This window comes from Enterobacter cloacae complex sp. P17RS (assembly GCF_014895885.1).
Classification (GTDB): Bacteria; Pseudomonadota; Gammaproteobacteria; order Enterobacterales; family Enterobacteriaceae; genus Enterobacter; species Enterobacter bugandensis.
Genome location: NZ_JADBQK010000028.1, coordinates 186,558 through 211,891 on the forward strand (window position 1 = coordinate 186,558; position 25,334 = coordinate 211,891).

The 25,334-nt window shown below is 56.3% G+C and carries 23 protein-coding genes, 1 pseudogene and 1 other annotated feature; of the genes and pseudogenes, 9 read left to right on the plus strand and 15 right to left on the minus strand.

The window, feature by feature from the left end; all coding sequences use genetic code 11:
• Nucleotides 1-125: 125 nt before the first annotated feature.
• Entirely contained in the window at nucleotides 126-872 is a 747-nt protein-coding gene (locus IM265_RS19630) for a GntR family transcriptional regulator (RefSeq protein WP_059357501.1), read from the plus strand.
• Here IM265_RS19630 and IM265_RS19635 read toward each other — a convergent pair.
• The 3 genes from IM265_RS19635 to ibpA all read right to left on the minus strand — a co-directional run bounded on the left by IM265_RS19635 (nucleotide 840) and on the right by ibpA (nucleotide 3,606).
• Complete coding sequence (locus tag IM265_RS19635; protein WP_193031488.1) at nucleotides 840-2,501, minus strand: putative transporter; 1,662 nt, start codon at nucleotides 2,499-2,501, stop codon at nucleotides 840-842. The two genes, IM265_RS19630 and IM265_RS19635, sit on opposite strands and share 33 nt — an antisense overlap.
• A 129-nt stretch (nucleotides 2,502-2,630) precedes the next feature.
• On the minus strand, nucleotides 2,631-3,059 hold the full coding sequence (gene ibpB / locus IM265_RS19640; RefSeq protein ID WP_028014943.1) for a small heat shock chaperone IbpB: 429 nt from the start codon (nucleotides 3,057-3,059) through the stop codon (nucleotides 2,631-2,633).
• Nucleotides 3,060-3,195: 136 nt separating this feature from the next.
• Complete coding sequence (gene ibpA, locus IM265_RS19645; protein ID WP_008500162.1) at nucleotides 3,196-3,606, minus strand: small heat shock chaperone IbpA; 411 nt, start codon at nucleotides 3,604-3,606, stop codon at nucleotides 3,196-3,198.
• Nucleotides 3,600-3,671, minus strand: a sequence feature (ROSE (Repression Of Heat Shock gene Expression) occurs in the 5'-region of heat shock genes and acts as an RNA thermometer to modulate expression.). (Overlaps the previous gene by 7 nt.)
• Nucleotides 3,672-3,921: 250 nt before the next feature.
• Here ibpA and IM265_RS19650 point away from each other — a divergent pair.
• A complete protein-coding gene (locus IM265_RS19650; protein ID WP_014881914.1) occupies nucleotides 3,922-4,254 on the plus strand; it encodes a YceK/YidQ family lipoprotein in 333 nt (110 codons plus the stop codon).
• Here IM265_RS19650 and IM265_RS19655 read toward each other — a convergent pair.
• The 8 genes from IM265_RS19655 to IM265_RS19690 form a co-directional block, all read right to left on the minus strand.
• Nucleotides 4,251-5,480: a DUF3748 domain-containing protein gene (locus IM265_RS19655; protein WP_193031486.1), complete on the minus strand. Its 1,230-nt coding sequence runs from the start codon at nucleotides 5,478-5,480 to the stop codon at nucleotides 4,251-4,253. The two genes, IM265_RS19650 and IM265_RS19655, sit on opposite strands and share 4 nt — an antisense overlap.
• Before the next feature lie 51 nt (nucleotides 5,481-5,531).
• Nucleotides 5,532-6,869: an MFS transporter gene (locus IM265_RS19660; RefSeq protein WP_080351169.1), complete on the minus strand. Its 1,338-nt coding sequence runs from the start codon at nucleotides 6,867-6,869 to the stop codon at nucleotides 5,532-5,534.
• A gap of 78 nt (nucleotides 6,870-6,947) precedes the next feature.
• The gene (gene dgoD, locus IM265_RS19665) at nucleotides 6,948-8,096 is read right to left on the minus strand and encodes a galactonate dehydratase (RefSeq protein WP_193031484.1); all 1,149 of its coding nucleotides are present in this window, start codon (nucleotides 8,094-8,096) and stop codon (nucleotides 6,948-6,950) included.
• Nucleotides 8,093-8,710, minus strand: coding sequence for a 2-dehydro-3-deoxy-6-phosphogalactonate aldolase (locus IM265_RS19670; RefSeq protein ID WP_041911729.1), 618 nt, complete (start codon nucleotides 8,708-8,710; stop codon nucleotides 8,093-8,095). The genes dgoD and IM265_RS19670 overlap by 4 nt, the downstream gene beginning before the upstream one ends.
• Entirely contained in the window at nucleotides 8,694-9,572 is an 879-nt protein-coding gene (locus tag IM265_RS19675) for a 2-dehydro-3-deoxygalactonokinase (RefSeq protein ID WP_136344006.1), read from the minus strand. The genes IM265_RS19670 and IM265_RS19675 overlap by 17 nt, the downstream gene beginning before the upstream one ends.
• Nucleotides 9,569-10,258, minus strand: coding sequence for a D-galactonate utilization transcriptional regulator DgoR (gene dgoR / locus IM265_RS19680; RefSeq protein ID WP_003861109.1), 690 nt, complete (start codon nucleotides 10,256-10,258; stop codon nucleotides 9,569-9,571). The genes IM265_RS19675 and dgoR overlap by 4 nt, the downstream gene beginning before the upstream one ends.
• A gap of 226 nt (nucleotides 10,259-10,484) precedes the next feature.
• Complete coding sequence (yidA, locus tag IM265_RS19685; RefSeq protein WP_047363227.1) at nucleotides 10,485-11,297, minus strand: sugar-phosphatase; 813 nt, start codon at nucleotides 11,295-11,297, stop codon at nucleotides 10,485-10,487.
• Between the two features lie 115 nt (nucleotides 11,298-11,412).
• Complete coding sequence (locus tag IM265_RS19690) at nucleotides 11,413-12,438, minus strand: NAD(P)-dependent alcohol dehydrogenase (RefSeq protein WP_028014936.1); 1,026 nt, start codon at nucleotides 12,436-12,438, stop codon at nucleotides 11,413-11,415.
• Nucleotides 12,439-12,547: 109 nt separating this feature from the next.
• Between IM265_RS19690 and IM265_RS19695 the strand changes: the two genes are divergently transcribed.
• Entirely contained in the window at nucleotides 12,548-13,483 is a 936-nt protein-coding gene (locus IM265_RS19695) for a LysR family transcriptional regulator (protein WP_136344005.1), read from the plus strand.
• Nucleotides 13,484-13,517: 34 nt separating this feature from the next.
• On the opposite strand, the gene gyrB is transcribed toward IM265_RS19695, so the two are convergent.
• The 4 genes from gyrB to dnaA are packed head-to-tail and all read right to left on the minus strand — an operon-like array spanning nucleotide 13,518 to nucleotide 19,530.
• The gene (gene gyrB, locus IM265_RS19700; RefSeq protein WP_028014934.1) at nucleotides 13,518-15,929 is read right to left on the minus strand and encodes a DNA topoisomerase (ATP-hydrolyzing) subunit B; all 2,412 of its coding nucleotides are present in this window, start codon (nucleotides 15,927-15,929) and stop codon (nucleotides 13,518-13,520) included.
• Between the two features lie 28 nt (nucleotides 15,930-15,957).
• Nucleotides 15,958-17,031 carry a DNA replication/repair protein RecF gene (recF, locus tag IM265_RS19705; RefSeq protein WP_193031482.1) on the minus strand — a complete coding sequence of 358 codons (1,074 nt, stop codon included), beginning with the start codon at nucleotides 17,029-17,031 and terminating at the stop codon, nucleotides 15,958-15,960.
• Nucleotides 17,031-18,131 (minus strand): DNA polymerase III subunit beta, encoded by a 1,101-nt coding sequence (dnaN, locus tag IM265_RS19710; RefSeq protein ID WP_008500170.1) that lies wholly within the window; start codon nucleotides 18,129-18,131, stop codon nucleotides 17,031-17,033. The genes recF and dnaN overlap by 1 nt, the downstream gene beginning before the upstream one ends.
• A 4-nt stretch (nucleotides 18,132-18,135) precedes the next feature.
• Entirely contained in the window at nucleotides 18,136-19,530 is a 1,395-nt protein-coding gene (gene dnaA, locus IM265_RS19715; RefSeq protein ID WP_032644944.1) for a chromosomal replication initiator protein DnaA, read from the minus strand.
• Nucleotides 19,531-20,129: 599 nt separating this feature from the next.
• Between dnaA and rpmH the strand changes: the two genes are divergently transcribed.
• The 6 genes and pseudogenes from rpmH to IM265_RS19745 all read left to right on the plus strand — a co-directional run.
• Nucleotides 20,130-20,270, plus strand: coding sequence for a 50S ribosomal protein L34 (rpmH, locus tag IM265_RS19720; protein WP_000831330.1), 141 nt, complete (start codon nucleotides 20,130-20,132; stop codon nucleotides 20,268-20,270).
• A 16-nt stretch (nucleotides 20,271-20,286) separates the two neighbouring features.
• Nucleotides 20,287-20,646 (plus strand): ribonuclease P protein component, encoded by a 360-nt coding sequence (gene rnpA / locus IM265_RS19725; RefSeq protein ID WP_014072458.1) that lies wholly within the window; start codon nucleotides 20,287-20,289, stop codon nucleotides 20,644-20,646.
• Nucleotides 20,610-20,867, plus strand: coding sequence for a membrane protein insertion efficiency factor YidD (gene yidD / locus IM265_RS19730; RefSeq protein WP_001307474.1), 258 nt, complete (start codon nucleotides 20,610-20,612; stop codon nucleotides 20,865-20,867). Before rnpA ends, yidD begins: the two co-directional genes overlap by 37 nt.
• A gap of 2 nt (nucleotides 20,868-20,869) precedes the next feature.
• Nucleotides 20,870-22,513, plus strand: a complete 1,644-nt coding sequence (gene yidC / locus IM265_RS19735) for a membrane protein insertase YidC (RefSeq protein WP_028014931.1) — start codon at nucleotides 20,870-20,872, stop codon at nucleotides 22,511-22,513.
• A gap of 72 nt (nucleotides 22,514-22,585) precedes the next feature.
• Nucleotides 22,586-23,950: a tRNA uridine-5-carboxymethylaminomethyl(34) synthesis GTPase MnmE gene (gene mnmE / locus IM265_RS19740; RefSeq protein WP_028014930.1), complete on the plus strand. Its 1,365-nt coding sequence runs from the start codon at nucleotides 22,586-22,588 to the stop codon at nucleotides 23,948-23,950.
• Between the two features lie 142 nt (nucleotides 23,951-24,092).
• Nucleotides 24,093-25,176 (plus strand): annotated as a pseudogene (locus tag IM265_RS19745) (tyrosine-type recombinase/integrase); the annotation flags it as partial.
• Nucleotides 25,177-25,334: the final 158 nt, after the last annotated feature.

Below are 25,334 nucleotides of genomic sequence, written 5' to 3' on the forward strand. Positions count from 1 at the left end.
GCGCGCCGCTGCGATTCGTGATCGCATTCATGGTTTTATTTTGACCAGTCAGGTCTACTTCTTGCGGTAAATATGGACATGTCAGGACGCATTCCACGCCCTGATAAGGGCAGAGAGGTCTACTGGTGATCTACAAATCAATTGCTGACAGGTTGCGGCTGCGGCTGAATTCATCGGACTACAACATCGGCAGCCCGCTGCCTGGTGAAAAAGCGCTGGCGCAGGAGTTTGGCGTGGCGCGCATGACCATCCGCAAGGCGCTGGATCTGCTGGTGAGCTGGGGGCTGGTTGAGCGCCGGCACGGCAGCGGAACGTTTGTCTCGCGCAAAGACGTTCACCACGAAACCACTAACCTGACCGGGCTGGTGGAGGTGCTGCGTCAGCAGGGAAAAGAGGTGCAGAGCAAGGTGCTGCAGTTCGAAGTGATGCCCGCCCCGCCCGCCATCGCCAGCCAACTGCGGATCCAGGTGGATGAGCGGATCTACTTTTCACGGCGGGTGCGCTACGTGGACGGAAAGCCGCTGATGCTGGAAGACAGCTTTATGCCGGTGAAGCTGTTCCGCAACCTGTCGCTGGCGCATCTTGAGGGGTCTAAGTTTGATTACATTGAGAAGGAGTGCGGGATCACCATCAGCGGCAACTACGAGAGCCTGACGCCGGTATTGGCAGATAAACAGCTGGCTGGTTATCTGAATCTGCCGGAACAGACGCCACTGCTGCGAATTACCTCTCTCTCCTACAGCGACAGCGGCGAGTTCCTCAATTATTCCGTGATGTTCCGAAATACCAGCGATTACCAGGTGGACTACCATCTGCGGCGCATCCACCCGGAAGAGCTGTTAGCCCATCCCCCAGAACAGCACCGCCAGTAGCTGCGGGGTGATGATGCGCAGGAACATCACCAGCGGGTAGACGGTGGCATAGGAGAGCGCGGCCGCGCCGCTGGTGGCGTGCAGGTTGTTGGCAAAAGCGAGCGCTGGCGGGTCGGTCATGGAGCCCGCCAGCATGCCGCACAGCGTCAGGTAGTTCATTTTGGCGAACATCCGCGCCAGGATTGCCACCGTCAGCAGCGGGATCGCCGTGATAAAGATGCCGTAGCCGACCCAGCTCATCCCTTCGCCCTTGACCAGGGTATCGATAAAATCCCCGCCGGACTTCAGCCCGACAACCGCCAGGAACAGCACGATGCCCAGCTCGCGCAGCGCCAGGTTAGCGCTCGGCGGCATAAACCAGTAGAGCTTCCCGATACAGCCGATACGCCCGAGGATCAGCGCCATAATCAGCGGCCCGCCCGCCAGGCCGAGCTTGAGCGCCACCGGGAAGCCCGGCACGTACAGCGGAATAGAGCCGAGCAGCATGCCAAGCCCGATGCCGATAAACACCGGCAGCATCTGCACCTGCTGCAGTTTTTGCTGGGCGTTGCCTACCATATCCGCCACGGCATCGATGGACGACGGGCGTCCGACCAGGTTGAGGATATCCCCGAACTGCAGGCTGGCCTCCGGGCTGGCAACCAGTTCGACGCCCGCACGGTTGAGGCGGGAGATGACCACGTCGTAGCGCTCTTTTACCTGCAGATCGCGTATTTTCTTGCCCAGAACGTGTTCGTTGGTCACCACAACACGCTCCACGCGCATATCGGTGCCGCGGGTTGAAAGCGAGGTATCCACTTCCTGACCAATCACCAGCCGCGCGTTGTTTAAATCCCCCGGCTGGCCGACCAGGTGCAGCAGGTCACCCTGCTGGATCATCGTGCCGGGCGCAGGCACCATCAGCACGTCGTCGCGCTTAAGGCGGGAGCAGATAATATTGGCGCTGTTCAGAATCGGTACGTCCTGAATCGCCATATTGTTCAGGTTGGGGTTATCGACGCGAATGTTGATGGTTTTGATCGGCATATGGCCATTGGTGAGCGTGGTTTCGTGATCCTTCGCCTCTTTGTCGACGTTAACGCGAAACAGGACGCGGACCAGCCACATGGAGAGCAGAATGCCGCAAATCCCAAACGGATAGGCCATGGCGTAGCTCATCCCCATCTGGTCGACAATGCCGGGTTCAATGCCCAAATCGCGCAGGATTTGCTGCCCGGCTCCGAGCGCCGGCGTGTTGGTGACCGCCCCAGAGAAAATGCCCAGCACCACGGGCAGCGGGATAGCAAAGATTTTGTGCAGGATCGCGGTGACCAGCCCGCCCATCACCACAATGCCGAGGGCAAACAGATTGAGCCGTAGCCCGGAGACGCGCAGGGAAGCGAAAAAGCCCGGCCCTACCTGAATCCCGATGGTGTAGACGAAGAGGATCAGGCCGAACTCCTGAATAAAGTGGAGCATATCGGCGCTGAGAACCAGCCCGAGCTTGTCAGCAAAATGCCCGACAAAAATGCCGCCAAACAGCACCCCGCCAATTCCAAACCCGACGCCACGGATTTTGATATTGCCAATCCATAGCCCTACAACCGCGGCCAGGGCCAACACGCTTACGGTTAACGCGATATCACTCATGATCCACATCCTTGGCATAACCTTAGTTATAACAAGGATTTTCTCAGAGCCGGATGCGGTTGTATGGGCGATGGCGCACAAAAAAGCCCTGCCGGAGCAGGGCTTTGTGCAGTCTGTGAGTAAAGCGGATTAGCTGTTCAACGCCGGCCGCTCGCTAATGGCGATACGCTGCGGCGCGATGGCTTCCGGCACGTTACGGATAAGGTCGATATGCAGCAGCCCGTTGGTAAACGTCGCACCGGACACTTCCATATGGTCTGCCAGGGTAAAGCTCAGGCTAAACGGCTGATTAACCAGACCCTGATGCAGCCACCGGGTTTCGGTCTCTTGTTTTTCCGGCGTACCCTTCACGGTCAGGCGCGCGCCTTCGAGCTGGATATCCAGATCTTCCTGGCGGAACCCGGCCAGCGCAAGGGTGATGCGATAGTGGTTATCGTCGCTTTTTTCAATGTTGTACGGCGGAAATGTCTGTTGCTCGGTGGTGCTTTGCAGGGCATTAGCCAGTTTGTCAAAACCAATCCACTGACGCAGCAGGGGGGATAAATCGTAGTTACGCATACTAAATCTCCTTCTGAGAAGCGAGTTCGGCACAGTTTAATTTTGTGCACAGTTGTTCCTGCAAATCCTGATGGATTCGCATATGCTCCCGTTACGGCAAGCAAGTCCGGGTGGGCCGCTCGCGCGACCCGCGTAATTAGTTAATTTCGATACGGCGCGGTTTTTTCTCTTCCGGAATCACGCGTTCCAGTTCGATAAACAGCAGGCCGTTAACCAGGTTCGCGCCTTTAACGTGAATGTTCTCGGCTAACTGGAACTTGCGTTCAAAGTTGCGCTCGGCGATGCCCTGGTAAAGGTAGGTACGTTCTTTCTGCTCGGCCGTATGGGAACCTTTCACCACCAGCAGGTTGTCCTGCGCGGTGATTTCCAGCTCGTTTTCTGCAAAACCGGCGACGGCAATGGCGATGCGGTAGTGGTTTTCGTCAACCAGCTCAACATTGTATGGAGGGTAGCCGTTGCTCTGGCTTTGGTTATTTTCTAAATGGTTAAACAGGCGGTCAAAACCAATTGCAGAACGGTATAGCGGAGAAAGATCGAAGTTACGCATAGATAATACTCCTGAAATCAGCGAGAAATTGTAGCCTTCCACCATGGACAGGCCTTTGCGCCCCCGAGCACCCATCAGGCGTGTTCGTTATCGGGTCACATTCTTAAAATGGGTCTGGAACCGAGCTTTTCAAGACTATTTAGGCGAGATTTTTTTGCACTTTGCTGGTTGTCGCATAGACTCTGGGACAACAGCACAAAGGGTTAAATTGCGATGGCTGCCACAGTGCGGGGTTATCGGGCTATTCATTTCGGATAAGGCTCGCTATAACCCTGAGTTGCAGGTCTATGCAGTGCCATTAACGATGACTGAGTGATGATGAAAAATGTTCTGATAAAGCTGACGACGTTCAGCGGGGTGGTTTTACTTTGCGGGTGTTCGAGCGTGATGTCTCACACCGGCGGTAAAGAAGGAACATATCCGGGGACGCGCGCCAGCGCGGCGATGATCTCCGATGACGATACGAACTGGGGCACCAAATCCCTGGTTATCCTGGATATGCCCTTTACAGCAGTGGCGGATACGCTTCTGCTGCCGTGGGATGTATTCCGTAAGGACGATTCCGTGCGCTCACGGGTAGAGAAAAGCGAGCAGGAAAATCTGGCGACAAACGCCGTTATCCCGCCCGCCGAGATGCCGCCGCGCTAGTCCTTCGCGGTTTCCGTTACCCAAAGCTGACGGAAACCGCCCGTCTCTTGCATCCACGCAATAAAGCGCCCGTCCGGGGAAAACACGACCGCATCAGCAGACGGCGGATTGCCGTGATCGGACGTCAAAAACGTCACTTCTCCAGTCTTCGCGTCACAGCAGGCGATTCGGTTTTCAAGCACAAATCCCAGCATGTTCCCGGAAGGGTGCCAGTTAAACGCAGACTGAATACCGCTCCCGGTGCGCGTCAGCTGGCGCGGTTCGCCGCCCTCAGGAGAGATCAGCCACAGCTGCACAATGCCATTATCATCCCGCATCAGAAACGCGATTTGCGTCCCCTGGGGGTTACTGCGCACCCAGTGACGCGGCACGTTCACCAGACCCGGGTAAGCCCTCTGGTGGGTAAAGGTCAGACGACGCTGCTTCACCCCGGCAGGCGGCGCTGGCAGGGTGTCTGGGGTGCCCTGCAGCGGCGCATCGTCCGCTCGTTTCCAGCCCTGCTCGTCTTCTGGCAGGTTAACAATAAACAGTTCAGGCACTTTTTCGCCCTGCGCGGAGAGGGTATCGCCGATAAATGCCAGCCTGTTGTTGCCCACCCAGCCCTCTTCGTAGGCGCGGTTGATTTCATCGCTGCCCGGCTGCGGGTTGGGCGTTGTGCGGCTGACCAGCACGCTCCAGAACGTGCCTGAATATTCACGTGGATGATTCCCCTGCGGGTTCACCGGGCCAAACGGTGCCGCCACGCCGACGTTGCGTAAATCGAGCTTCGGATCCCGCTCATGTAAAACATGGTCGTTATAGGTAAAGCTGACGAACTGCCCGTTCGGGCTAAAGACGTGCACGTGGCTGCCGCCGCGCAGCGCGCCTGCGGTATAAGGCGCGGTGATATCCATTGCGTCCAGGTTGCTCACCTGACCGTGATGCACAATCACACCCTGACGATGATGAAAATCGTAGTGCCAGTCAGCATCCGGGTTTTTCGGACCGTGGATAAAGACGTATTTGTCCTGTGCCGGATGAACGGTCACCACGCCAACATGCGCGCCGTCAGTAGCGCGATAAACCACCTCCACCTCACCCGTAGCGACGTTGACCTGCTCAATGGTTTCGCCGGTAAATGACGCGCCTGACGGGCGCACGTCGTAGACCAGCCACTGGCTGTCCGGCGTCCAGGTATTGATGTTGGTCAGCTGGTGGTTGCGGGAGGCGAAGGTAATTTGTTTCATGAGGATACCCTGATGCACGGTGAGTGCATCAGGGTAAAACATCCGCAGGGATTAGCCTACTCGTTTCACATCGCCCACCAGCAGGATGTAGGAGAGTGCCCCGATCAGCGCCACGGCAGAGATGTAGACCAGCGCCGGGCCGAAGCCGTAGTCCTGCGCCAGGTAGCCGATGACCAGCGGTACGGTGATCCCGCCCAGTCCGCCGACAAAGTTGAACACACCGCCGGTCAGGCCAATCAGCCGCATCGGCGCAAGGGACGACACCAGCGACCAGGTGATAGAGGCGAAACCGTTACCAAAGAACGCCACCGCCATCAGGGCCATAATCCACACCGGATCGTTGGTGTAGTTGGCACCCATGATGCAGGTTGAGATCAGCAAGCCGCAGATAATCGGCGTTTTACGCGCCACGCCCAGCGAGTACCCTTTTTTCACCAGCTTATCGGCCAGCCAGCCGGAGAGCAGCACGCCGAAAAATGCGGCGAGGAACGGCACGGTGGTCATAAAGCCCGCCTTTAGCGCCGCGATCCCCTTTTCCTGGGTCAGGTAGTTCGGGAACCAGGTGAGGAAGAACCACAGCGTAGAAGTAACCGCGAACTGACCCAGATAAACGCCCACCAGCTTACGGTGGAAGACCAGCTTCCAGTCCGCTTTGGTCAGCGGCTGGCGCACCTCTTTTTTCACCGGCGCATCACCATCCACCAGACCGCCACCGTCGCGGATGTAGTCCAGCTCGGCCCTGGTGATACTTTTGGTCAGACGCGGCGGCTGGTAGACCTTGAACCAGATTAGCGACCAGATAATGCCAATCCCGCCGGTGACGATGAACACCCAGTGCCAGCTCAGCAGCTCCTGGATCCAGATCAGCAGCGGCGTCAGGAACGCCAGGCCGACAAACTGGCCAGAGGTGTAAAAACCAACGGCGGACGCGCGCTCGTGTTCCGGGAACCAGCTGGTCACCATACGGTTGTTGGTAGGAAACGCGGGCGCTTCGAAAACCCCGGTGATGGCACGCAGGCCAATCAGCGAAATCAGCCCGGTGGCGAAGCCCTGGAATAGGGTCGCCACGGACCAGCCTAATATGGCGATAAAATAGGTCAGGCGTGAACCCACGCGGTCAAGAAACCAGCCGCCGGGGATCTGGCATAAGGTATACAACCAGGCAAACGCCGAGAAGACGTAGCCCATTTCCGCTTTGGTGATGCCAAACTCTTCCTGAATATGGGCCGATGCCACGGCAAGGTTGGCGCGGTCGACATAGCAAATGACCACGGTAATAAAGATCATCATCAGCGTCAGGTAGCGGCGACGCCCGATTTTTGTAGCGGTAACTGGAATATCCATCGCAATCTGTCTCCAGATTTTGGGCATAGCGAAGCCGCTCACCATGCCCTGTAATTTACAGAGGGTTATATTTTTGTATGTATGATTTTTGCCCGGAGGCTTACCGGGTCTAGGGGATGGCGATTACCATTCCGCTACGCTGCCGTCCTCATGACGCCACAGCGGGTTTCGCCAGTCCGGCGCATTCTTACTCAGCTCAATGACTTTAGCTTCGTCAATTTCCACGCCAAGGCCCGGCTTCGTAAGCGGTTTAAAGAAACCGCCTTCCATGCAGAAGTCTTCTTTATTTTTCACAAAATCGAGCAGTTCCGCGCCCTTGTTATAGTGAATCCCCATGCTCTGTTCCTGGAACACCGCATTGCGGGAGACGAAGTCGACGTGCAGGCAGGCTGCCAGCGCGATTGGGCCGAGCGGGCAGTGCGGCGCCAGCGCCACATCGTAAGCTTCTGCCATCCCGGCAATTTTGTAGCATTCGGTGATGCCGCCCGCATGAGAAAGGTCCGGCTGTAGGATCGCTATGCCGCCCGCTTCAAGTACGCGTTTAAACTCGAAGCGCGAGAACATACGTTCACCCGCCGCGATAGGAATGTGGGTCTGTTCAGCCAGCTTAGGATAGTACTCCGCCTGCTCGGCCAGCACCGGCTCTTCGATAAACAGCGGGCGATACGGCTCCAGCTCTTTAATCAGCACTTTGGCCATCGGCGCGCTGACGCGGCCGTGGAAATCCAGGCCAAACTCAATCTCGTTGCCGAAGGCTTCACGAATTTGCGCCACGGTATTGACCGCCCGGTCTACCGCACGCGAATTGTCGATAACACCCATCTCTACGCAGCCGTTGAGCTTGAAGGTGTCAAAGCCGATATTGCGCAACTGCGTGATGCCGTCGATCACTTCCGCAGGACGGTCGCCGCCTACCCAGCTGTAGGCTTTGATTTTGTCGCGCACCAGGCCGCCCATAAGCTGCCAGACCGGTGCGTTAAGCACTTTACCTTTGATATCCCACAGCGCCTGGTCGATACCGGCGATGGCGCTCATCAGGATCGGACCACCGCGGTAGAAGCCCGCGCGGTACATCACCTGCCACAGGTCGTTAATGCGCGCCGGATCCTGACCAATCAGGTATTCGCCCAGCTCGTGTACTGCCGCTTCAACGGTGCGCGCGCGCCCTTCAATCACCGGTTCGCCCCAGCCTATAACCCCTTCATCGGTTTCGATTTTCAGGAACATCCAGCGCGGGGGTAAACGGTACGTGGTGAGTTTGGTTATTTTCATTTCACTGCCTCTCGATACGCTTTCACAAATGCTGCCGCCTGCTGTGCGGTACGTTCCACGGACTGGCCGGCACGATAAAGATCGCTACCCAACCCTGCGCCCACACAGCCAGCGCTCATCCACTGGCCCAGGTTTTCTGGCGTTACGCCGCCCACGGCAAAGACCGGTACGCTGGCGGGCAATACCGCTTTCAACGCCTTGATGTAGTCCGGTCCAAAAGCCGATGACGGGAAAATTTTGAGCGACTGCGCGCCCGCATCAAGGGCAGTAAAGGCTTCCGTGGCGGTGGCGCAGCCCGGGCAGACCGTCATGCCGTAACCCACCGCGCGGCGGATCACCTCAGGCTGAATATTGGGCGTGACGATAAGCCTGCAGCCCATCTTTGCCAGCCGATCGACCTGCTCAGGCTGTAACACGGTGCCTGCGCCAATCAGCGCCTTATCGCCGAAAACCTCCACCACGGCCGGAATGCTTTTTTCCCAGTCGGGCGAGTTGAGCGGGATTTCTACCGCGTCGAATCCGGCGTCGATAACCGCGCCGACGTGGTCTAACGCCTCATCGGGCGTGATGCCTCGCAAAATCGCGATAAGGGGAAGATCAGTTTGCCACTGCATGAGCGATGCTCCTTATTCCTGCCTGAAATGCCGTGTCGCCGGATACCGTCGAAACATCACGCCCAACGGCGCGAAATGCCTGTTCGTAGCGCGACGTTAGCGATGCGCCTGCGACAATCGTAATGGCCTGCTCGTGCGCGATGAACTCACGCATGCTGGCGACCTCTGCGCCAATCAGCAGGCCGGAGAGAAACTCGCTGACCTGCTCGCGCGGGAGAAGTCCCAGCACGTGCGAGGCGCGAACCTCAAAAAGCTGCGGCAACACATCAGGGGAGGCGATCCCACGTTCAAGCCCGGCGGCAAACGCCTCTGACGAGGATTCCTGCTCAGGTAAACCGGCCCCGACCAGCGAATGGTTGAGCAGCAAATGGTGCAGCTCGCCGGTCATTACGGTGCGAAAATCGTGGATTTGCTCAGCGTCAGCCTGGACCCACTTACAGTGCGTGCCGGGCATGACGTAGACAGAAGAAGGAGAGAGAGCGCGCGCGCCAAGCAGCTGCGTCTCTTCGCCGCGCATCACGTTGTGGTTATCGTCGCGAGAGACGCTCAAACCGGGAATAATCCAGATATTGTCGCCAACGGACGTTATCTGCTCGCCAATAGCGGAGAAATGGACGGGAACCGGCAGATAAGGTGCAATTTTCCAGCCTACGTTACTGCCCACCATTCCCGCCATTACCACCGGCGTGGCGCTGTCTCGCCAGTTTTGTGTGACCTCTGCTAACACCGCCTCGGGGGATTTACCGTTCAGGCGCGTCACGCCTGCTTCTGATTGCCTGCTCTCCAGGCACTGCTCGCCCTGATAAAGCCAGGCGCGCAGATTGGTCGATCCCCAGTCAATTGCGATGTAGCGAGATGTCATGTGATTTCCTTCAGCCTTCGTGTCGAGCTGGCAATCATGGTAAGTGCCGCCTGCTCTGCCGCATCGCCGTCCTGATGCCGTATCGCATCGAACAGCGCTTTATGTTCCTGGAGCGTTTTTGGCATGTTGGCCTCATCACCCATCCAGGTACGTTCAAATACCGCTCGCTGTAGCGAGCTGATCGCCACGCTAAGCTGCTGTAAAACCGGGTTATGCACCGACTGCAGCACCGCTTCGTGGTAGCGAATGTCCGCCTCGTTGAACGCCTCCCGGTTCTGGTTATTGGCGATCATGTCGTTTAAAGCCGATTCAATCTGGGCCAAATCACCGGAGGTCGCGCGTTCCGCCGCCCAGCGCGCAATTGCCGGCTCCACCAGGTTTCGAACTTCACTCATCGCGCCGATAAGCCGTGGGTCGTAGTCGTTTTCCAGCACCCACTGCAGCACGTCGGTATCGAGGTAGTTCCACTGGTTGCGCGGAGCAACAAACGCGCCGCGATAGCGCTTCATTTCAATCAGCCGCTTCGCCATCAGCGAGCGGAACACTTCCCGGATGATGTTGCGCGAGGTTTCAAACTCCTCGCACAGTTCAGCCTCTGCGGGGAGCGGCGAACCGGGAACGTATTTACCGCCTACAATCTGGGTGCCCAGCGTAATAACGATGCGATCGGTTTTATTGAGAGTCATGGAGAGTCCTTGTGCTCTGTATGTCCATCACTACTTTACCGCGACCGCTGAATTTCGCCTCACTTTTGCAGTACAAACGTGAGGTCATTCGTCTTTGCCGTGGTGACAATGTAGTACAATCAGTTAATGTTGTACTACAATCAAGATCACAAAAAGAACAATTCGATAAATACAGGGCAAAAAAAAGCCCCGGTTGATAACCAGGGCTGATGATTGAAAATAAGCGTTACTGCAGCACAAACTTCTCGATCGCGTAGGCAACGCCGTCTTCCAGGTTGGATTTGGTGACGAAATCAGCCACCTCTTTCACCGAAGGAATGGCGTTATCCATTGCCACGCCAACGCCCGCGAATTCAATCATCGCGATGTCGTTTTCCTGGTCGCCGAGCGCCATGATTTCTTCCTGCTTAATCCCTAACGCATCAGCAAGTGATTTCACGCCGGTGCCCTTATTGACGCGTTTATCGAGGATTTCGAGGAAGTACGGCGCACTTTTCAGCACGGTGTACTTCTCTTTTACCTCCGCCGGAATGCGCGCGATGGCTTTATCCAGGATCTCCGGCTCGTCGATCATCATCACCTTCAGGAACTGCGTCGCCGGGTCCATTTTCTCGGCTTCACAGAACACCAGCGGAATGGTCGCGACGTAGGATTCATGCACCGTGTAGTAGCTGATATCGCGGTTGGCGGTGTAGAGCGTATTGCGATCGAGCGCGTGGAAGTGGGAGCCCACTTCACGAGACAGTTTTTCGAGGAACAGGTAGTCATCATAGCTCAGCGCAGTTTGCGCAACCGTGCTGCCGTCTGCGGCTTTCTGCACCAGCGCGCCGTTATAGGTGATGCAGTAATCGCCCGGCTGATTCATGTGCAGCTCTTTCAGGTAGCTGTGTACGCCCGCATACGGACGCCCCGTGGTCAGAACCACATTCACGCCCTTCGCTCGTGCGGCGGCGATCGCGTTTTTAACGGCAGGAGAGATAGTGTGGTCTGGCAGCAGCAGCGTGCCGTCCATATCGATTGCAATGAGTTTGATAGCCATGAGTTCCCCGGGATAAATGAGTGCTACCTCATGCTAACGCGATTAAGCAAACAAAAATAGAGCTACATTGCGCAACAGAACCCCCCCTTTTACGCTTATCCCGGGGAACGACGACTTACTCGCGGGTGAGAACGATTTTACCGAATGCGCCGCGATCCAGATGTTCAAGGGCCTGTTCAAGCTCGTTAAAACGGTAGCGATGCTCAATCACCGGCTTCAGTCCCGTGACGTCAACAGCACGGACGAAATCCTCCAGCGCCCGGCGGTGTCCCACGCCAATCCCCTGAATGACGGGGGATTTCAGCAGCAGCTCACCAGCAGGCAGCGAAATGTCAGTCCCGGCCAGCACGCCAATGACGGAGATACGCCCATGAACGGCAACGGCACGCAGGGAATGCTTCAGGTTTTCCCCACCTACGGTTTCGATAATATGGTCGATGCCGCGATCCTGAGTCAGCGCCAATGCTTCTTCAGCCCAGTCACTTTTCAGGCGGTTGACGCCCTGACTGGCGCCCAGTTTTTTGGCGAGCGCCAGCTTTTCATCGCTCCCGGACGTGACAATAACCTCTGCGCCGTGCGCTTTTGCAATTTGCAGGGCGAAAATCGCCACGCCGCCCGTCCCCTGTACCAGCACCGATTGCCCGGCGCGGAGCTGACCCCGCTCCACCAGCGCGAACCAGGCGGTAAGCCCTGCACAGGGTAACGTGCTGGCCTCTGCGTCATTCAGAGTTTCCGGAGAGGCTACCAGCGCGTTTTCATTTACAACCACATATTCGGCCAGCATTCCCTGGAAATAGCCGCCGGACGTTTTGTAGGGCAAATCACGCGCGTCTGCCTGCGGCTTGCCGTCGATCCACTCCGGGAAGAAGGTTGAAATGACGCGAGCGCCGGGTTTGAAACGCGTGACACCTTCACCTACGCTGTCCACCACGCCCGCCATGTCAGACGCCGGGGTGAACGGGAAGGAAAGCGGAATCGGCATCGTGCCTTCGATGACCATTTTATCGCGATAGTTGAGCGCAACGGCATTTACCCGTACGCGAACCTCACCGGGGCCTGGCTGTGGAACCGATTCATGAATGAGTTTGAGATTTTCGCGCCCGAGGGCGTTCATTGACCAGCGCTGCATTGTCTCTGTCATTTTTTCCTCCTGCCATCAGATAAGCTTCAGTAATGACAGTCTACCGTTGACTCCTCGTCACCAGTGGCGATAAGTTTTCTCTTCATTGACGCCTGAATGGATACAAACCGTGACCGATACGCTGAAAGATATTCCTGTTTTTGTCGCTGCCGTGGAGGCAGGAAGCTTTGCGCAGGCCGCAGTTCGCCTGCACCTGTCGCGCTCTGCGGTGGGTAAAAGCATTGCTCGACTTGAGGAACGTCTGGGAGTGCGGCTGTTTCAGCGCACCACCCGCAGCCAGCGGCTCACCGATAACGGCGCCCTGTTCTACGAGCGCTGCCTGCGCGCGCTGGAGGAGATGAGGAGCGCGGAATCCCTGCTGGAAACGGGGAAACATCAGATCAACGGTCGGCTTCGTGTTGCCATGCCGGTGCTGTTTGGACGCCAGTGCGTCGCGCCGCTGCTGATTGAACTGGCGCAGGAACACCCTGGGCTTGAGCTTGAAATGTCGTTCAGCGACCGCGTGGTGGATCTGGTCGAGGAAGGCTTCGATATGGCGGTACGTAACGGCACGCTGCAGGACAGCAGCGTGCTGGTGGCCAGAAAGCTGGGAGAACACCGCATGGTCCTGTGCGCCTCGCCCGACTATCTGCAAAAAAGAGGTCATCCAGACGCTGTGGATGATTTATCCCGGCACGCGGCCATTAACTATCTGCGCGCAGGCCGCGTGCTATCCTGGCAGCTTATGGACAGCGACGGAACGCCGCGCACGTTTACGCCGCGGTCATCACTCAATATGGATGATTTGCAGGCCATCTGCGACGCGGCGGTGACCGGGCACGGCATTGCCTGGCTCCCCTGCTGGATGGCCATCAAAGAAATTCATCAGGGAAAGCTTGTCCCGCTCTTTAAGCAGGCGCCGGATGTCCATTTTGACGTCCATGCCGTCTGGCAACAGACGCCGTACCTGCCCCTGAGGGTAAGAATGGCCATAGATGCGCTGGCGAGCCGTTTACCGGCGGCGATGTCGCTGGACATTCCTGCGCCCATAAAAAAGCCGCGCTAAAAGCGCGGCCAGTTTTCATGCGGGATAGCGACTGTTAAATATCGATATTCGCCGCTTTCAGTGCGTTCTCTTCAATGAACGCACGACGTGGTTCTACCGCATCGCCCATCAGGGTGGTGAACAGCTGATCCGCTGCAATCGCGTCTTTAACGGTGACGCGCAGCATGCGACGGCTTTCCGGATCCATGGTGGTTTCCCACAGCTGATCCGGGTTCATTTCGCCCAGACCTTTATAACGCTGGATAGACAGACCGCGACGGGATTCTTTCACCAGCCAGTCCAGCGCCTGCTCGAAGCTTGCTACCGGCTGACGACGCTCGCCACGTTCGATGAAGGCATCGTCTTCGATCAGGCCGCGCAGCTTCTCGCCGAGGGTGCAGATACGGCGGTATTCCGGGCCGGTCACGAATTCGTGCTCCAGCGGGTAGTCGGTGTCGACGCCGTGAGTACGCACGCGAACAATCGGCTCAAACTGCTGTGCCGCATTCTGCTGAACGTCGAACTTCCACTGGCTGCCGTGCTGCTCTTTCTCGTTCAGCTCGCTCACCAGGGTATTCACCCAGCGGGTCACGGCCTGCTCGTTGCTCAGATCGGCTTCGGTCAGGGTTGGCTGATAGACCAGCTCCTTCAGCAGCGCTTTTGGATAGCGGCGTTCCATACGGCCAATCATTTTCTGCGTGGCGTTGAACTCGGAGACCAGACGCTCCAGCGGCTCGCCTGCCAGTGCCGGCGCGCTGGAGTTCGCGTGCAGGGTCGCGCCATCAAGGGCGATCGCGATTTGGTACTGATCCATCGCGTCGTCATCTTTAATGTACTGTTCCTGCTTACCTTTCTTCACTTTGTACAGCGGCGGCTGCGCAATGTAGACGTGGCCACGCTCAACGATTTCAGGCATCTGACGATAGAAGAAGGTCAACAGCAGCGTACGGATGTGCGAGCCGTCGACGTCCGCATCGGTCATGATGATGATGCTGTGATAGCGCAGCTTGTCCGGGTTGTACTCGTCGCGGCCAATGCCGCAGCCGAGCGCGGTGATGAGCGTCGCCACTTCCTGAGAAGAGAGCATCTTGTCGAAGCGCGCTTTCTCAACGTTGAGGATTTTACCCTTCAGCGGCAGGATCGCCTGGTTCTTACGGTTACGGCCCTGCTTCGCAGAACCGCCCGCGGAGTCCCCTTCCACGAGGTACAGTTCGGACAGCGCCGGGTCACGTTCCTGACAGTCAGCCAGCTTGCCCGGCAGGCCTGCCAGGTCCAGCGCGCCTTTACGACGGGTCATTTCACGGGCTTTACGCGCTGCTTCACGAGCACGTGCCGCATCGATAATTTTGCCCACCACGATTTTCGCGTCGTTCGGGTTTTCCAGCAGGTATTCGCTCAGCAGTTCGTTCATCTGCTGCTCAACCGCCGATTTCACCTCGGAAGAGACCAGCTTGTCTTTGGTCTGTGAGGAGAACTTCGGATCCGGCACCTTCACGGAGACCACGGCAATCAGGCCTTCACGGGCGTCATCACCGGTGGCGCTGACTTTCGCTTTTTTGCTGTAGCCTTCTTTGTCCATGTAGGCGTTCAGGGTACGGGTCATCGCCGCACGGAAGCCCGCAAGGTGAGTACCGCCGTCGCGCTGTGGAATGTTGTTGGTAAAGCAGTAGATGTTTTCCTGGAAACCGTCGTTCCACTGCAGCGCCACTTCCACGCCGATACCGTCTTTTTCGGTGGAGAAATAGAAGATATTTGGGTGAATTGGCGTTTTGTTCTTGTTCAGATACTCAACAAACGCCTTGATACCGCCTTCGTAGTGGAAGTGGTCTTCTTTATTGTCGCGTTTGTCGCGCAGGCGAATAGAGACGCCGGAGTTCAGGAACGACAGTTCACGCAGGCGCTTCGCCAGGATGTCGTACTCGAATTCAGTGACGTTGGTGAAGGTTTCAAGGCTCGGCCAGAAACGCACCATGGTACCGGTTTTATCGGTATCACCGGTAACGGCCAGCGGGGCTTCGGGCACGCCGTGCTGATAGATCTGACGGTGAATTTTGCCTTCGCGCTGAATAACCAGCTCCAGCTTTTGCGACAGGGCGTTTACTACGGAAACGCCTACGCCGTGCAGGCCGCCTGAAACCTTATAGGAGTTATCGTCGAACTTACCGCCTGCGTGCAGTACGGTCATGATCACTTCCGCAGCCGATACGCCCTCTTCCGGGTGAATACCGGTCGGGATGCCACGGCCGTCATCGGTAACGGAGACGGAGTTGTCCGCATGGATGGTGACCACGATGTCTTTACAGTGACCCGCGAGCGCTTCGTCGATAGCGTTATCTACCACCTCGAATACCATGTGGTGCAGACCGGTGCCGTCATCCGTGTCGCCGATATACATACCCGGGCGCTTACGCACCGCATCCAGCCCTTTCAGGACTTTGATACTGGAGGAGTCATAAGAATTCGACATCAACGTTTCTCGCTCATTTCAACTTGGGTTAATCCGTTATTTTACCCTTTTCCACGGTAAACATCTTCGAATTTTCGTCCGACATGTCCATAACGTGTTCAGCGCTAATGGCGCTGACGAAAACCTGCGACTGCGTGGCTTTTAAGCGGCTGGCAAGCAGCCCGCGCCGCGCGTCGTCAAGTTCCGAGGCAAAATCATCTATCAGATACAGGCAGCGTCGTCCGCTCTCGCGGGTGAGGAACTCCCCCTGCGCCAGGCGTAGCGCGCACATCAGGAGCTTGAGCTGCCCGCGCGACAGCGTGTCTTCCACCGGCGCACCGTCGGCACGAATGCGGAAATCCGCCTTGTGCGGGCCGTGCGCGGTGTAGGTCAACATGCGGTCGCGCTCGAAGCTTCTCTCTAACACCTCGGCATAGTCCGTCTCTTTCTCCCAGCCACGCTGGAAGGAGAAGGTGAGAGAGAACTCGGGTAAAAACTGTTTGCAGGTGTCGGCCATATCTTCGGCGATACCCGCGCTGTATTCGGCACGCCAGCGGCTGATCTGTTCCGCAAGAGGGATGAGTTCCATGTCCCACGGACGCAGCTGGGCGTAGCGCGTGACCTGGCGCAACGCGGAGTTACGCTGTTTAAGCAGACGCTTCAGGTTGCTCCAGGCGTTAAAGAAACCGGCTTCATTGTGAAAGCATCCCCAGTCGAGGAACGCTCTTCTGTATTTGGGGCCGCCGTTGAGTAAAGTAAACCCCTCGGGCGTAATCAGCTGCATTGGCATCAGCAACGCCAGCTCCGCCACCTTATGGCCGTCGGTGCCGTCGATGCGCACCTTGCTATCGCCCTGCTTGTCTTTGGTCAGGCCGATGGCGGTTTCCCGCTCTGCGCCCTGCAAACGCCCGTGCAGAACAAAGGATTCCTGCTCGTGGCGAATGACGCGACCAATTTGCAAACTGCGAAACGCCCGGCCATGGCCGAGCGTATAGATGGCTTCCAGCACGCTGGTTTTGCCGCTGCCGTTCGCGCCAACCAGGAAGTTAAAGCCGGGGGATAATGCGAGATCCGCGCTTTCGATATTGCGAAAGTCGCGGATCAACAGACGGGTGAGCGACATTACAGTCTCATTGGCATGACAACATAAGCCGCGCTTTGGCTGGCCGCATCTTCAATCTGTACGCTCGAAACGGAGTCGGTCAGCAGAATGCGCACATTCTCGCATTTCAGTGCATTGAGCACATCCAGCACGTAGCTGACGTTGAAGCCGATTTCCATCTCAGCCCCGGCGTAGGTGACGTCCAGAATCTCTTCTGCCTCTTCCTGCTCCGGGTTGTTGGCGGTGATTTTGATCTGGTTTTCACTCACGTACAGGCGCACGCCGCGGAATTTCTCGTTCGAGAGAATGGCCGCGCGGGCAAACGCCTGCTTGAGGCTATCGCAGCCCGCTTCCAGCGTTTTGTCCGGGTTCTTCGGCAATACGCGGCGATAATCCGGGAATCGGCCATCAACCAGCTTCGAAGTGAAGACAAAATCGCCCACGTGGGCACGGATATTATTGCTGCCAATCTGCACCCGCAGCGGCGTGTCACCGCCGTCGAGCATACGCATCAGTTCAATCACGCCTTTACGCGGCACGATCACCGAATGGTTCGGCAGCGAGTCGCCAATCGGCATGGAACAGACAGCCAGACGGTGGCCGTCTGTGGCCACGGTACGCAGCTCTTCACCTTCGGTTTCGAACAGCATGCCGTTTAAATAGTAACGAACATCCTGATGCGCCATGGAGAACTGCGTGGCTTCAATCAGACGCTTCATCGTCGCCTGCGGAAGAGTGAATTCAACTTCACTCTGCCAGTCGTCCAGGTTCGGGAAGTCCGCAGCGGGCAGCGTGGAGAGCGAGAAACGGCTGCGGCCAGAGCGCACCAGCATGCGGTCGCCCTCCAGCTGCACGGCGATTTCAGCGCCTTCAGGCAATCCGCGGCAAATATCAAAGAATTTACGTGCCGGAACCGTGGTCGCGCCCGCGTCGTGCGGCTGCGTCAACGTAACGCGCGCGATCATTTCCATTTCCAGATCTGTACCGGTCAGCGACAGCGTACCGTCCGCGACCTGAAGCAGCAGGTTTCCGAGAATAGGCAGCGTTGGGCGGCCGCCTAATGGGCCACTCACCTGTTGCAGCGGTTTTAATAAATGTTCACGTTCAACGGTAAATTTCATAGCGTCACGATGATAATGTTCTGATTAGATTGGAAAAATCTTCTTTTATGTCGTGGCTTTCTTCGCGTAACTGCTCAATCTTGCGACAAGCGTGCAGCACGGTCGTATGGTCACGGCCACCAAACGCATCGCCGATTTCCGGCAGACTGTGGTTGGTTAACTCCTTTGCCAGCGCCATCGCCATCTGACGCGGACGCGCCACCGAGCGGGAACGACGTTTAGACAGTAAATCTGCCACTTTGATCTTGTAGTACTCAGCCACCGTCTTTTGAATATTGTCGATGGTGACCAGTTTTTCCTGCAATGCCAACAAATCGCGCAGCGCTTCACGCACAAAATCGATGGTGATCGCACGACCGGTGAAGTTGGCATTGGCGATAACGCGGTTCAGCGCCCCTTCCAGCTCACGCACGTTGGAGCGCAGGCGCTTGGCGATGAAGAACGCCACTTCACCCGGCAGGCGGATGTCGTTCTCATCGGCTTTCTTCATCAGGATCGCGACGCGGGTTTCCAGCTCCGGTGGCTCGATCGCCACGGTGAGGCCCCAGCCGAAGCGGGATTTGAGACGATCTTCAACGCCGTTGATCTCTTTAGGATAACGATCCGAGGTCAAAATGATCTGCTGATTACCTTCCAGCAGGGCGTTGAAGGTGTGGAAAAATTCTTCCTGCGATCGTTCTTTATTGGCAAAGAACTGGATGTCATCGATCAGCAGCGCGTCAACGGAACGGTAGTAGCGTTTAAACTCTTCGATCGCATTGTTTTGCAGGGCTTTTACCATGTCCTGAACGAAGCGCTCGGAGTGCATATACACCACTTTCGCGTTGGGCTTGCGCGCCATAATGCCGTTACCCACCGCATGCAGCAGGTGGGTTTTACCGAGACCCGTGCCGCCATACAGGAACAGCGGGTTGTAAGCACCGCCGGGGTTATCGGCAACCTGACGGGCTGCCGCGCGCGCCAGTTGGTTCGACTTACCTTCAACGAAGTTATCGAACGTGTGTTTCACGTTAACGTTAGAGCGGTAGGTTGGCTCTGCGGGGGCAGGGACGTTATCCCAGCCCTGACGAGCAGGTGCAACGCGAGGCGCCGGAGCCGGAACAGCCTGAGCGGGCGCGGCTACATTTACGGTTTCACGAACGGTTTGGGTGACCGGCTTTGTGCCCACTTCAAAACGCAGCTGTGGGACATCTGACCCGCAAAAATCGTTCAGCAGACCATTGATGTTATTAAGATACTTGTCTCTTACCCAATCGAGCACAAAACGGTTTGGCGCATACAAAGCCAGCGTGTTATCGCTCAGCTCCGCCTGCAACGGGCGGATCCACATACTGAATTCTGTGGCTGGTAACTCATCCTGCAATCGGGCAAGACACTGCTGCCAAAGCGAAAGTGACACGGCGGACTCCACTCGAACAATAAAAGAAAACTATTGAATATTCATGATTGTTGGCGCACATCGACATGACCCTGCGTAAAGGGGGACGTGCGAATTGCTATCTGCAATTTATCCTGACCAGGATCCTGGGATCCCGATCGGGACCGCGGATCATAGCGTAAACTGAGCCAGAGATCTTCTGTTTCTCACAGATTCTTCCCGATTTATCCACAGGAAGATCCGAAACCGGGTAAGTGTAAACGATCCTGGCGCGAGTGCCCCGCGATTTAGCCCGCATATTGGAAAATTTAATGAGCAGCGACAATTTATTGCTTAAATGATCTAACGAAGATCCGGGACGATCCTTGCGCTTTGTTGGCGAGGCCGTATAATCCTCGACCCGGCGCGTGATGCTCATCTTCCTGCGTCGTCCGTTGCTCATTTTCCACGCGAAATCGTGCGGAAATACGCGGGAAATAAGGAAAGAGAATTGACTCCGGAGTGTACAATTATTACAATCCGGCCTCTTTAATCACCCACGGCTTCGGCGTCCGTCATTCGAAACTCGGTCGGGCATCCGCAAAAGTCATGAATTTTTTCAAGTTTAGGTAGAAATCGCCATGAAACGCACTTTTCAACCGTCTGTACTGAAGCGCAACCGTTCTCACGGCTTCCGTGCTCGTATGGCTACTAAAAATGGTCGTCAGGTTCTGGCACGTCGTCGTGCTAAAGGCCGCGCTCGTCTGACCGTTTCCAAGTAATAAAGCTAACCCCTGAGTGGTTAAGCTAGCATTTCCCAGGGAGTTACGTTTGTTAACTCCCACTCATTTCACTTTCGTCTTCCAGCAGCCACAACGGGCTGGCACGCCGCAAATCACCATCCTCGGCCGCCAAAATTCGCTGGGGCATCCCCGCATCGGTCTCACAGTCGCTAAGAAAAACGTTAAGCGTGCGCATGAACGCAACCGGATTAAACGTCTGACGCGTGAAAGCTTCCGTTTACGTCAGCACGAACTGCCTTCTATGGATTTCGTGGTGGTGGCTAAAAAAGGGGTTGCCGACCTCGATAACCGTGCTCTCTCGGAAGCGTTGGAAAAATTATGGCGCCGCCACTGTCGCCTGGCTCACGGGTCCTGATAGCCCTCATTCGGGTCTATCAACGCCTGATTAGTCCGCTACTCGGGCCGCACTGCCGTTTCACACCAACATGCTCAAGCTACGGAATTGAGGCATTGCGCAGGTTTGGAGTGATAAAAGGCAGTTGGTTGACGGTGAAACGCGTATTAAAATGCCACCCTTTACACCCCGGTGGAGACGACCCCGTCCCCCCAGGACCTTTTGATACCAGAGAACACTAACGATGGATTCGCAACGCAATCTTCTTATCATCGCTTTGTTGTTCGTGTCTTTCATGATCTGGCAGGCATGGGAGCAGGATAAAAATCCTCAACCCCAGCAGCAGACCACGCAGACCACGACCACCGCAGCGGGTAGCGCCGCCGACCAGGGCGTACCGGCCAGTGGCCAGGGGAAACAGATTACGGTTAAGACCGATGTGCTTGAGCTGACTATCAACACCCGTGGTGGTGATGTTGAGCAGGCGCTGCTGTTGACCTACCCGAAAGAGCTGAAGTCTAACGAACCGTTCCAGTTACTGGAAACCACACCGGAGTTTCTGTATCAGGCGCAGAGCGGCCTGACCGGTCGTGATGGCCCGGACAACCCGGCTAACGGTGCGCGTCCACTGTATAACGTCGAGAACGACACCTTTGTACTGGCTGATGGCCAGAACGAACTCGTTATCCCGATGACCTACACCGACGCGGCAGGCAACACCTTCACCAAAACCTTCACCCTGAAACGCGGTGAGTATGCGGTGAACGTGGGCTACAGCGTACAGAACGCCGGTGCGAAACCGCTGGAACTGTCTACCTTCGGTCAGCTGAAGCAGTCCATCAATCTGCCGTCACACCGTGACACCGGAAGCAGCAACTTTGCGCTGCATACCTTCCGTGGCGCGGCGTACTCCACGCCTGATGCGAAGTACGAGAAATACAAATTCGACACCATTGCCGATAACGAAAACCTGAACGTCAGCTCCAAAGGCGGTTGGGTAGCAATGCTGCAGCAGTATTTCGCGACCGCGTGGATCCCGAATAACGACGGTACGAATAACTTCTACACCGCGAACCTGGGCAACGGTATTGCAGCCATCGGCTACAAATCACAGCCTGTTCTGGTTCAGCCGGGTCAAACCGGTAAGCTGGCAAGCACCCTGTGGGTCGGCCCGGAAATCCAGGACAAAATGGCCGCTGTTGCGCCGCACCTGGATCTGACCGTGGATTACGGTTGGTTGTGGTTCATCTCTCAGCCGCTGTTTAAGCTGCTGAAGTTCATCCACAGCTTCCTGGGTAACTGGGGCTTCTCCATCATCGTTATCACCTTCATCGTGCGTGGCATCATGTACCCGCTGACCAAAGCGCAGTACACCTCCATGGCGAAGATGCGCATGCTGCAGCCGAAGATTCAGGCGATGCGTGAGCGTCTGGGCGATGATAAACAGCGTCAGAGCCAGGAGATGATGGCCCTGTATAAAGCAGAGAAAGTGAACCCACTGGGTGGTTGCTTCCCGCTGTTGATTCAGATGCCAATCTTCCTTGCGTTGTACTACATGCTGATGGGTTCCGTTGAGCTGCGCCACGCGCCGTTCGCTCTTTGGATCCATGACCTGTCCGCACAGGACCCGTACTACATCCTGCCGATCCTGATGGGCGTGACGATGTTCTTCATCCAGAAGATGTCGCCAACCACCGTGACCGACCCGATGCAGCAGAAGATCATGACCTTTATGCCGGTCATCTTCACCGTGTTCTTCCTGTGGTTCCCGTCAGGTCTGGTGCTGTACTATATCGTCAGCAACCTGGTGACCATCATCCAGCAGCAGCTGATTTACCGTGGTCTGGAAAAACGTGGCCTGCATAGCCGCGAAAAGAAAAAGTCCTGATTCGGTAAGATAACGCTAAAATAAGGGCGGTCGATTGACCGCCTTTTTTATTTGTATTGAACGAGAGCAACCATGAGCCATAACGACACTATCGTCGCCCAGGCAACCCCACCGGGACGCGGTGGTGTAGGCATTCTGCGCATCTCCGGCCTGAAGGCGCGCGAGGTGGCTGAAGCGGTGCTGGGTAAATTGCCAAAGCCGCGCTACGCTGATTACCTGCCGTTTAAAGATGCCGACGGCACGCCGCTGGACCAGGGCATTGCGCTGTGGTTCCCCGGCCCGAACTCCTTTACCGGCGAAGACGTGCTGGAACTTCAGGGCCACGGCGGCCCGGTTATCCTCGACCTGCTGTTAAAACGTATTCTGACCCTGCCTGGCCTGCGCATTGCGAAGCCGGGCGAGTTCTCCGAACGTGCCTTCCTCAACGACAAGCTCGACCTGGCACAGGCCGAGGCGATTGCAGACCTGATCGACGCCAGCTCTGAACAGGCGGCCCGCTCCGCCCTGAACTCGCTGCAGGGCGCGTTTTCCGCACGTGTGAATCACCTTGTGGAAGCACTTACTCACCTGCGAATCTATGTCGAAGCAGCTATCGACTTCCCGGATGAGGAGATCGACTTCCTCTCTGACGGTAAAATCGAAGCCCAGCTGAACCAGGTGATGAGCGATCTGGATGCCGTCCGCGCCGAAGCGCGTCAGGGCAGCCTGCTGCGTGAAGGGATGAAGGTCGTCATTGCTGGTCGCCCTAACGCCGGGAAATCGAGCCTGCTGAACGCCCTGGCTGGCCGTGAAGCGGCAATCGTCACCGACATAGCCGGTACCACCCGCGACGTGCTGCGCGAGCATATCCACATCGACGGGATGCCGCTGCACATTATCGATACCGCGGGCCTGCGCGATGCCAGCGACGAGGTTGAGCGTATCGGTATTGAACGCGCCTGGCAGGAGATTGAGCAGGCTGACCGCGTGCTGTTTATGGTAGATGGCACCACGACCGACGCCGTTGACCCGGCGGAGATCTGGCCGGACTTTATCGCCCGTCTGCCGGCCAAGCTGCCTATCACCGTGGTGCGTAACAAAGCGGACGTTACCGGCGAAACGCTGGGCATCAGCGATGTGAATGGTCACTCACTTATTCGCCTTTCGGCACGTACAGGGGAAGGCGTGGAAGCCCTGCGTAACCATCTCAAGCAGAGCATGGGCTTTGATACCAGCATGGAAGGCGGCTTCCTGGCGCGTCGCCGTCACCTGCAGGCGCTGGAAGAGGCGGCACGCCATCTTGACCAGGGCAAAGCGCAGCTGATTGGTGCGTGGGCGGGTGAACTGCTGGCGGAAGAGCTGCGCCTGGCGCAGCAGAATCTGAGCGAGATCACCGGGGAGTTTACGTCGGACGATCTGTTGGGCAGGATTTTCTCGAGCTTCTGTATTGGTAAGTAAGTTTTAGTCCATCCTCGTCCGTGAACGTTCACTAACCCGCATTAACTACCTGTTAATGCGGGTTTTTACTTTCCATACTCGTCCATAGTCGTGCAGGTTCATCCGCGATTTTTGTGTCCTGAATTGTGCCCATCTCAAAATTAACAAACAGAAAAATATCACACTGGGCTAATACCCTGCTTTTTCATTTGCAGAAGCATTCTTCGGCTTGCAGAATGCCTCTCACTGGTTACCCATGGCATCAATCCCGCGCAGAAAAAGCAGTAAGAAAAACTTAAACAGAAAGACCCAACGACAGTCAAAAATTCGCCAAACGCTGGCTGACCGATATCGTTGAAAAAAGTAACCGCGATCCGCGCAACCTCACTCGCGTTATCGAGAAGGACATCATTCCCATCCTCGGGAAGCTGGAACTCGAAGAACTCACAACCGCCCACATACAGGTCGTGCTCGACCACATCAAGCAACGAGGTTCCGATCACGTCGCGTTGCTGACACGAAACGTGCTTAAACGCATGCTGGCCTACGCGATTTCCAGGGGAATCATATTCAACAACCCGGCAGCCGCTATCGAGGCCCGTTATATTGCACAAGCAACAAGCCGTGACGTGGCGCTAACCGCAGAAGAGATCGGCATCCTGCTACGGGGGATATACACCTCTAACATGAACCGACGCCACAAGCTGGCTCTGCACCTACTGATCATCTGCATGGTGCGTAAATCGGAGATGATTGAAGCGACATGGAGTGAAGTTAACTTCAACGCGCTGGAATGGCGTATCCCCGGCGAAAGAATGAAGATGGATAACCCGCATATTGTTCCGCTGTCAAAGCAGGCGCTGGCGATGTTCGAAGAGTTAAAATTTCTGGCCGGAGATTCTCCATACGTCTTCCCCAGCCGAAACGACTACCGACGCTCGATCTCCAAAACAACGCTTAACTGCGCGGTGCGTACGCTGGATCTGAACGTCAGGGATTTTGTTATTCATGACTTCCGGCGTACTGCCAGCACATTGCTACATGAGCAAGGCTACAACTCCGACTGGGTAGAGAAATGCCTGGCGCATAAGATTGGCGGCGTTCGTGGTGTCTACAACCGCGCACAGTACCTGAATCAGCGCCGGGAGATGCTTCAGTCCTGGGCGGACTTTGTTGATGCGCAGATTGAGAAGGGGCGAAAGGTGGTTATCGGGAAGTTTGGGAAGGCTTATGCGGTAAAAGATTAACACAAAACAAATAAAATCATGAAAGAAATATAATTGTTTTGATAGACTTAAGCCAGTTAAAATTTTATAAGGAAAAAATAGAATGCTCAATGATTCAACAATTAATCAGCATTTCATTTCACAAGTTGAATTAAGATTAAATACAAGCACACCTAGCC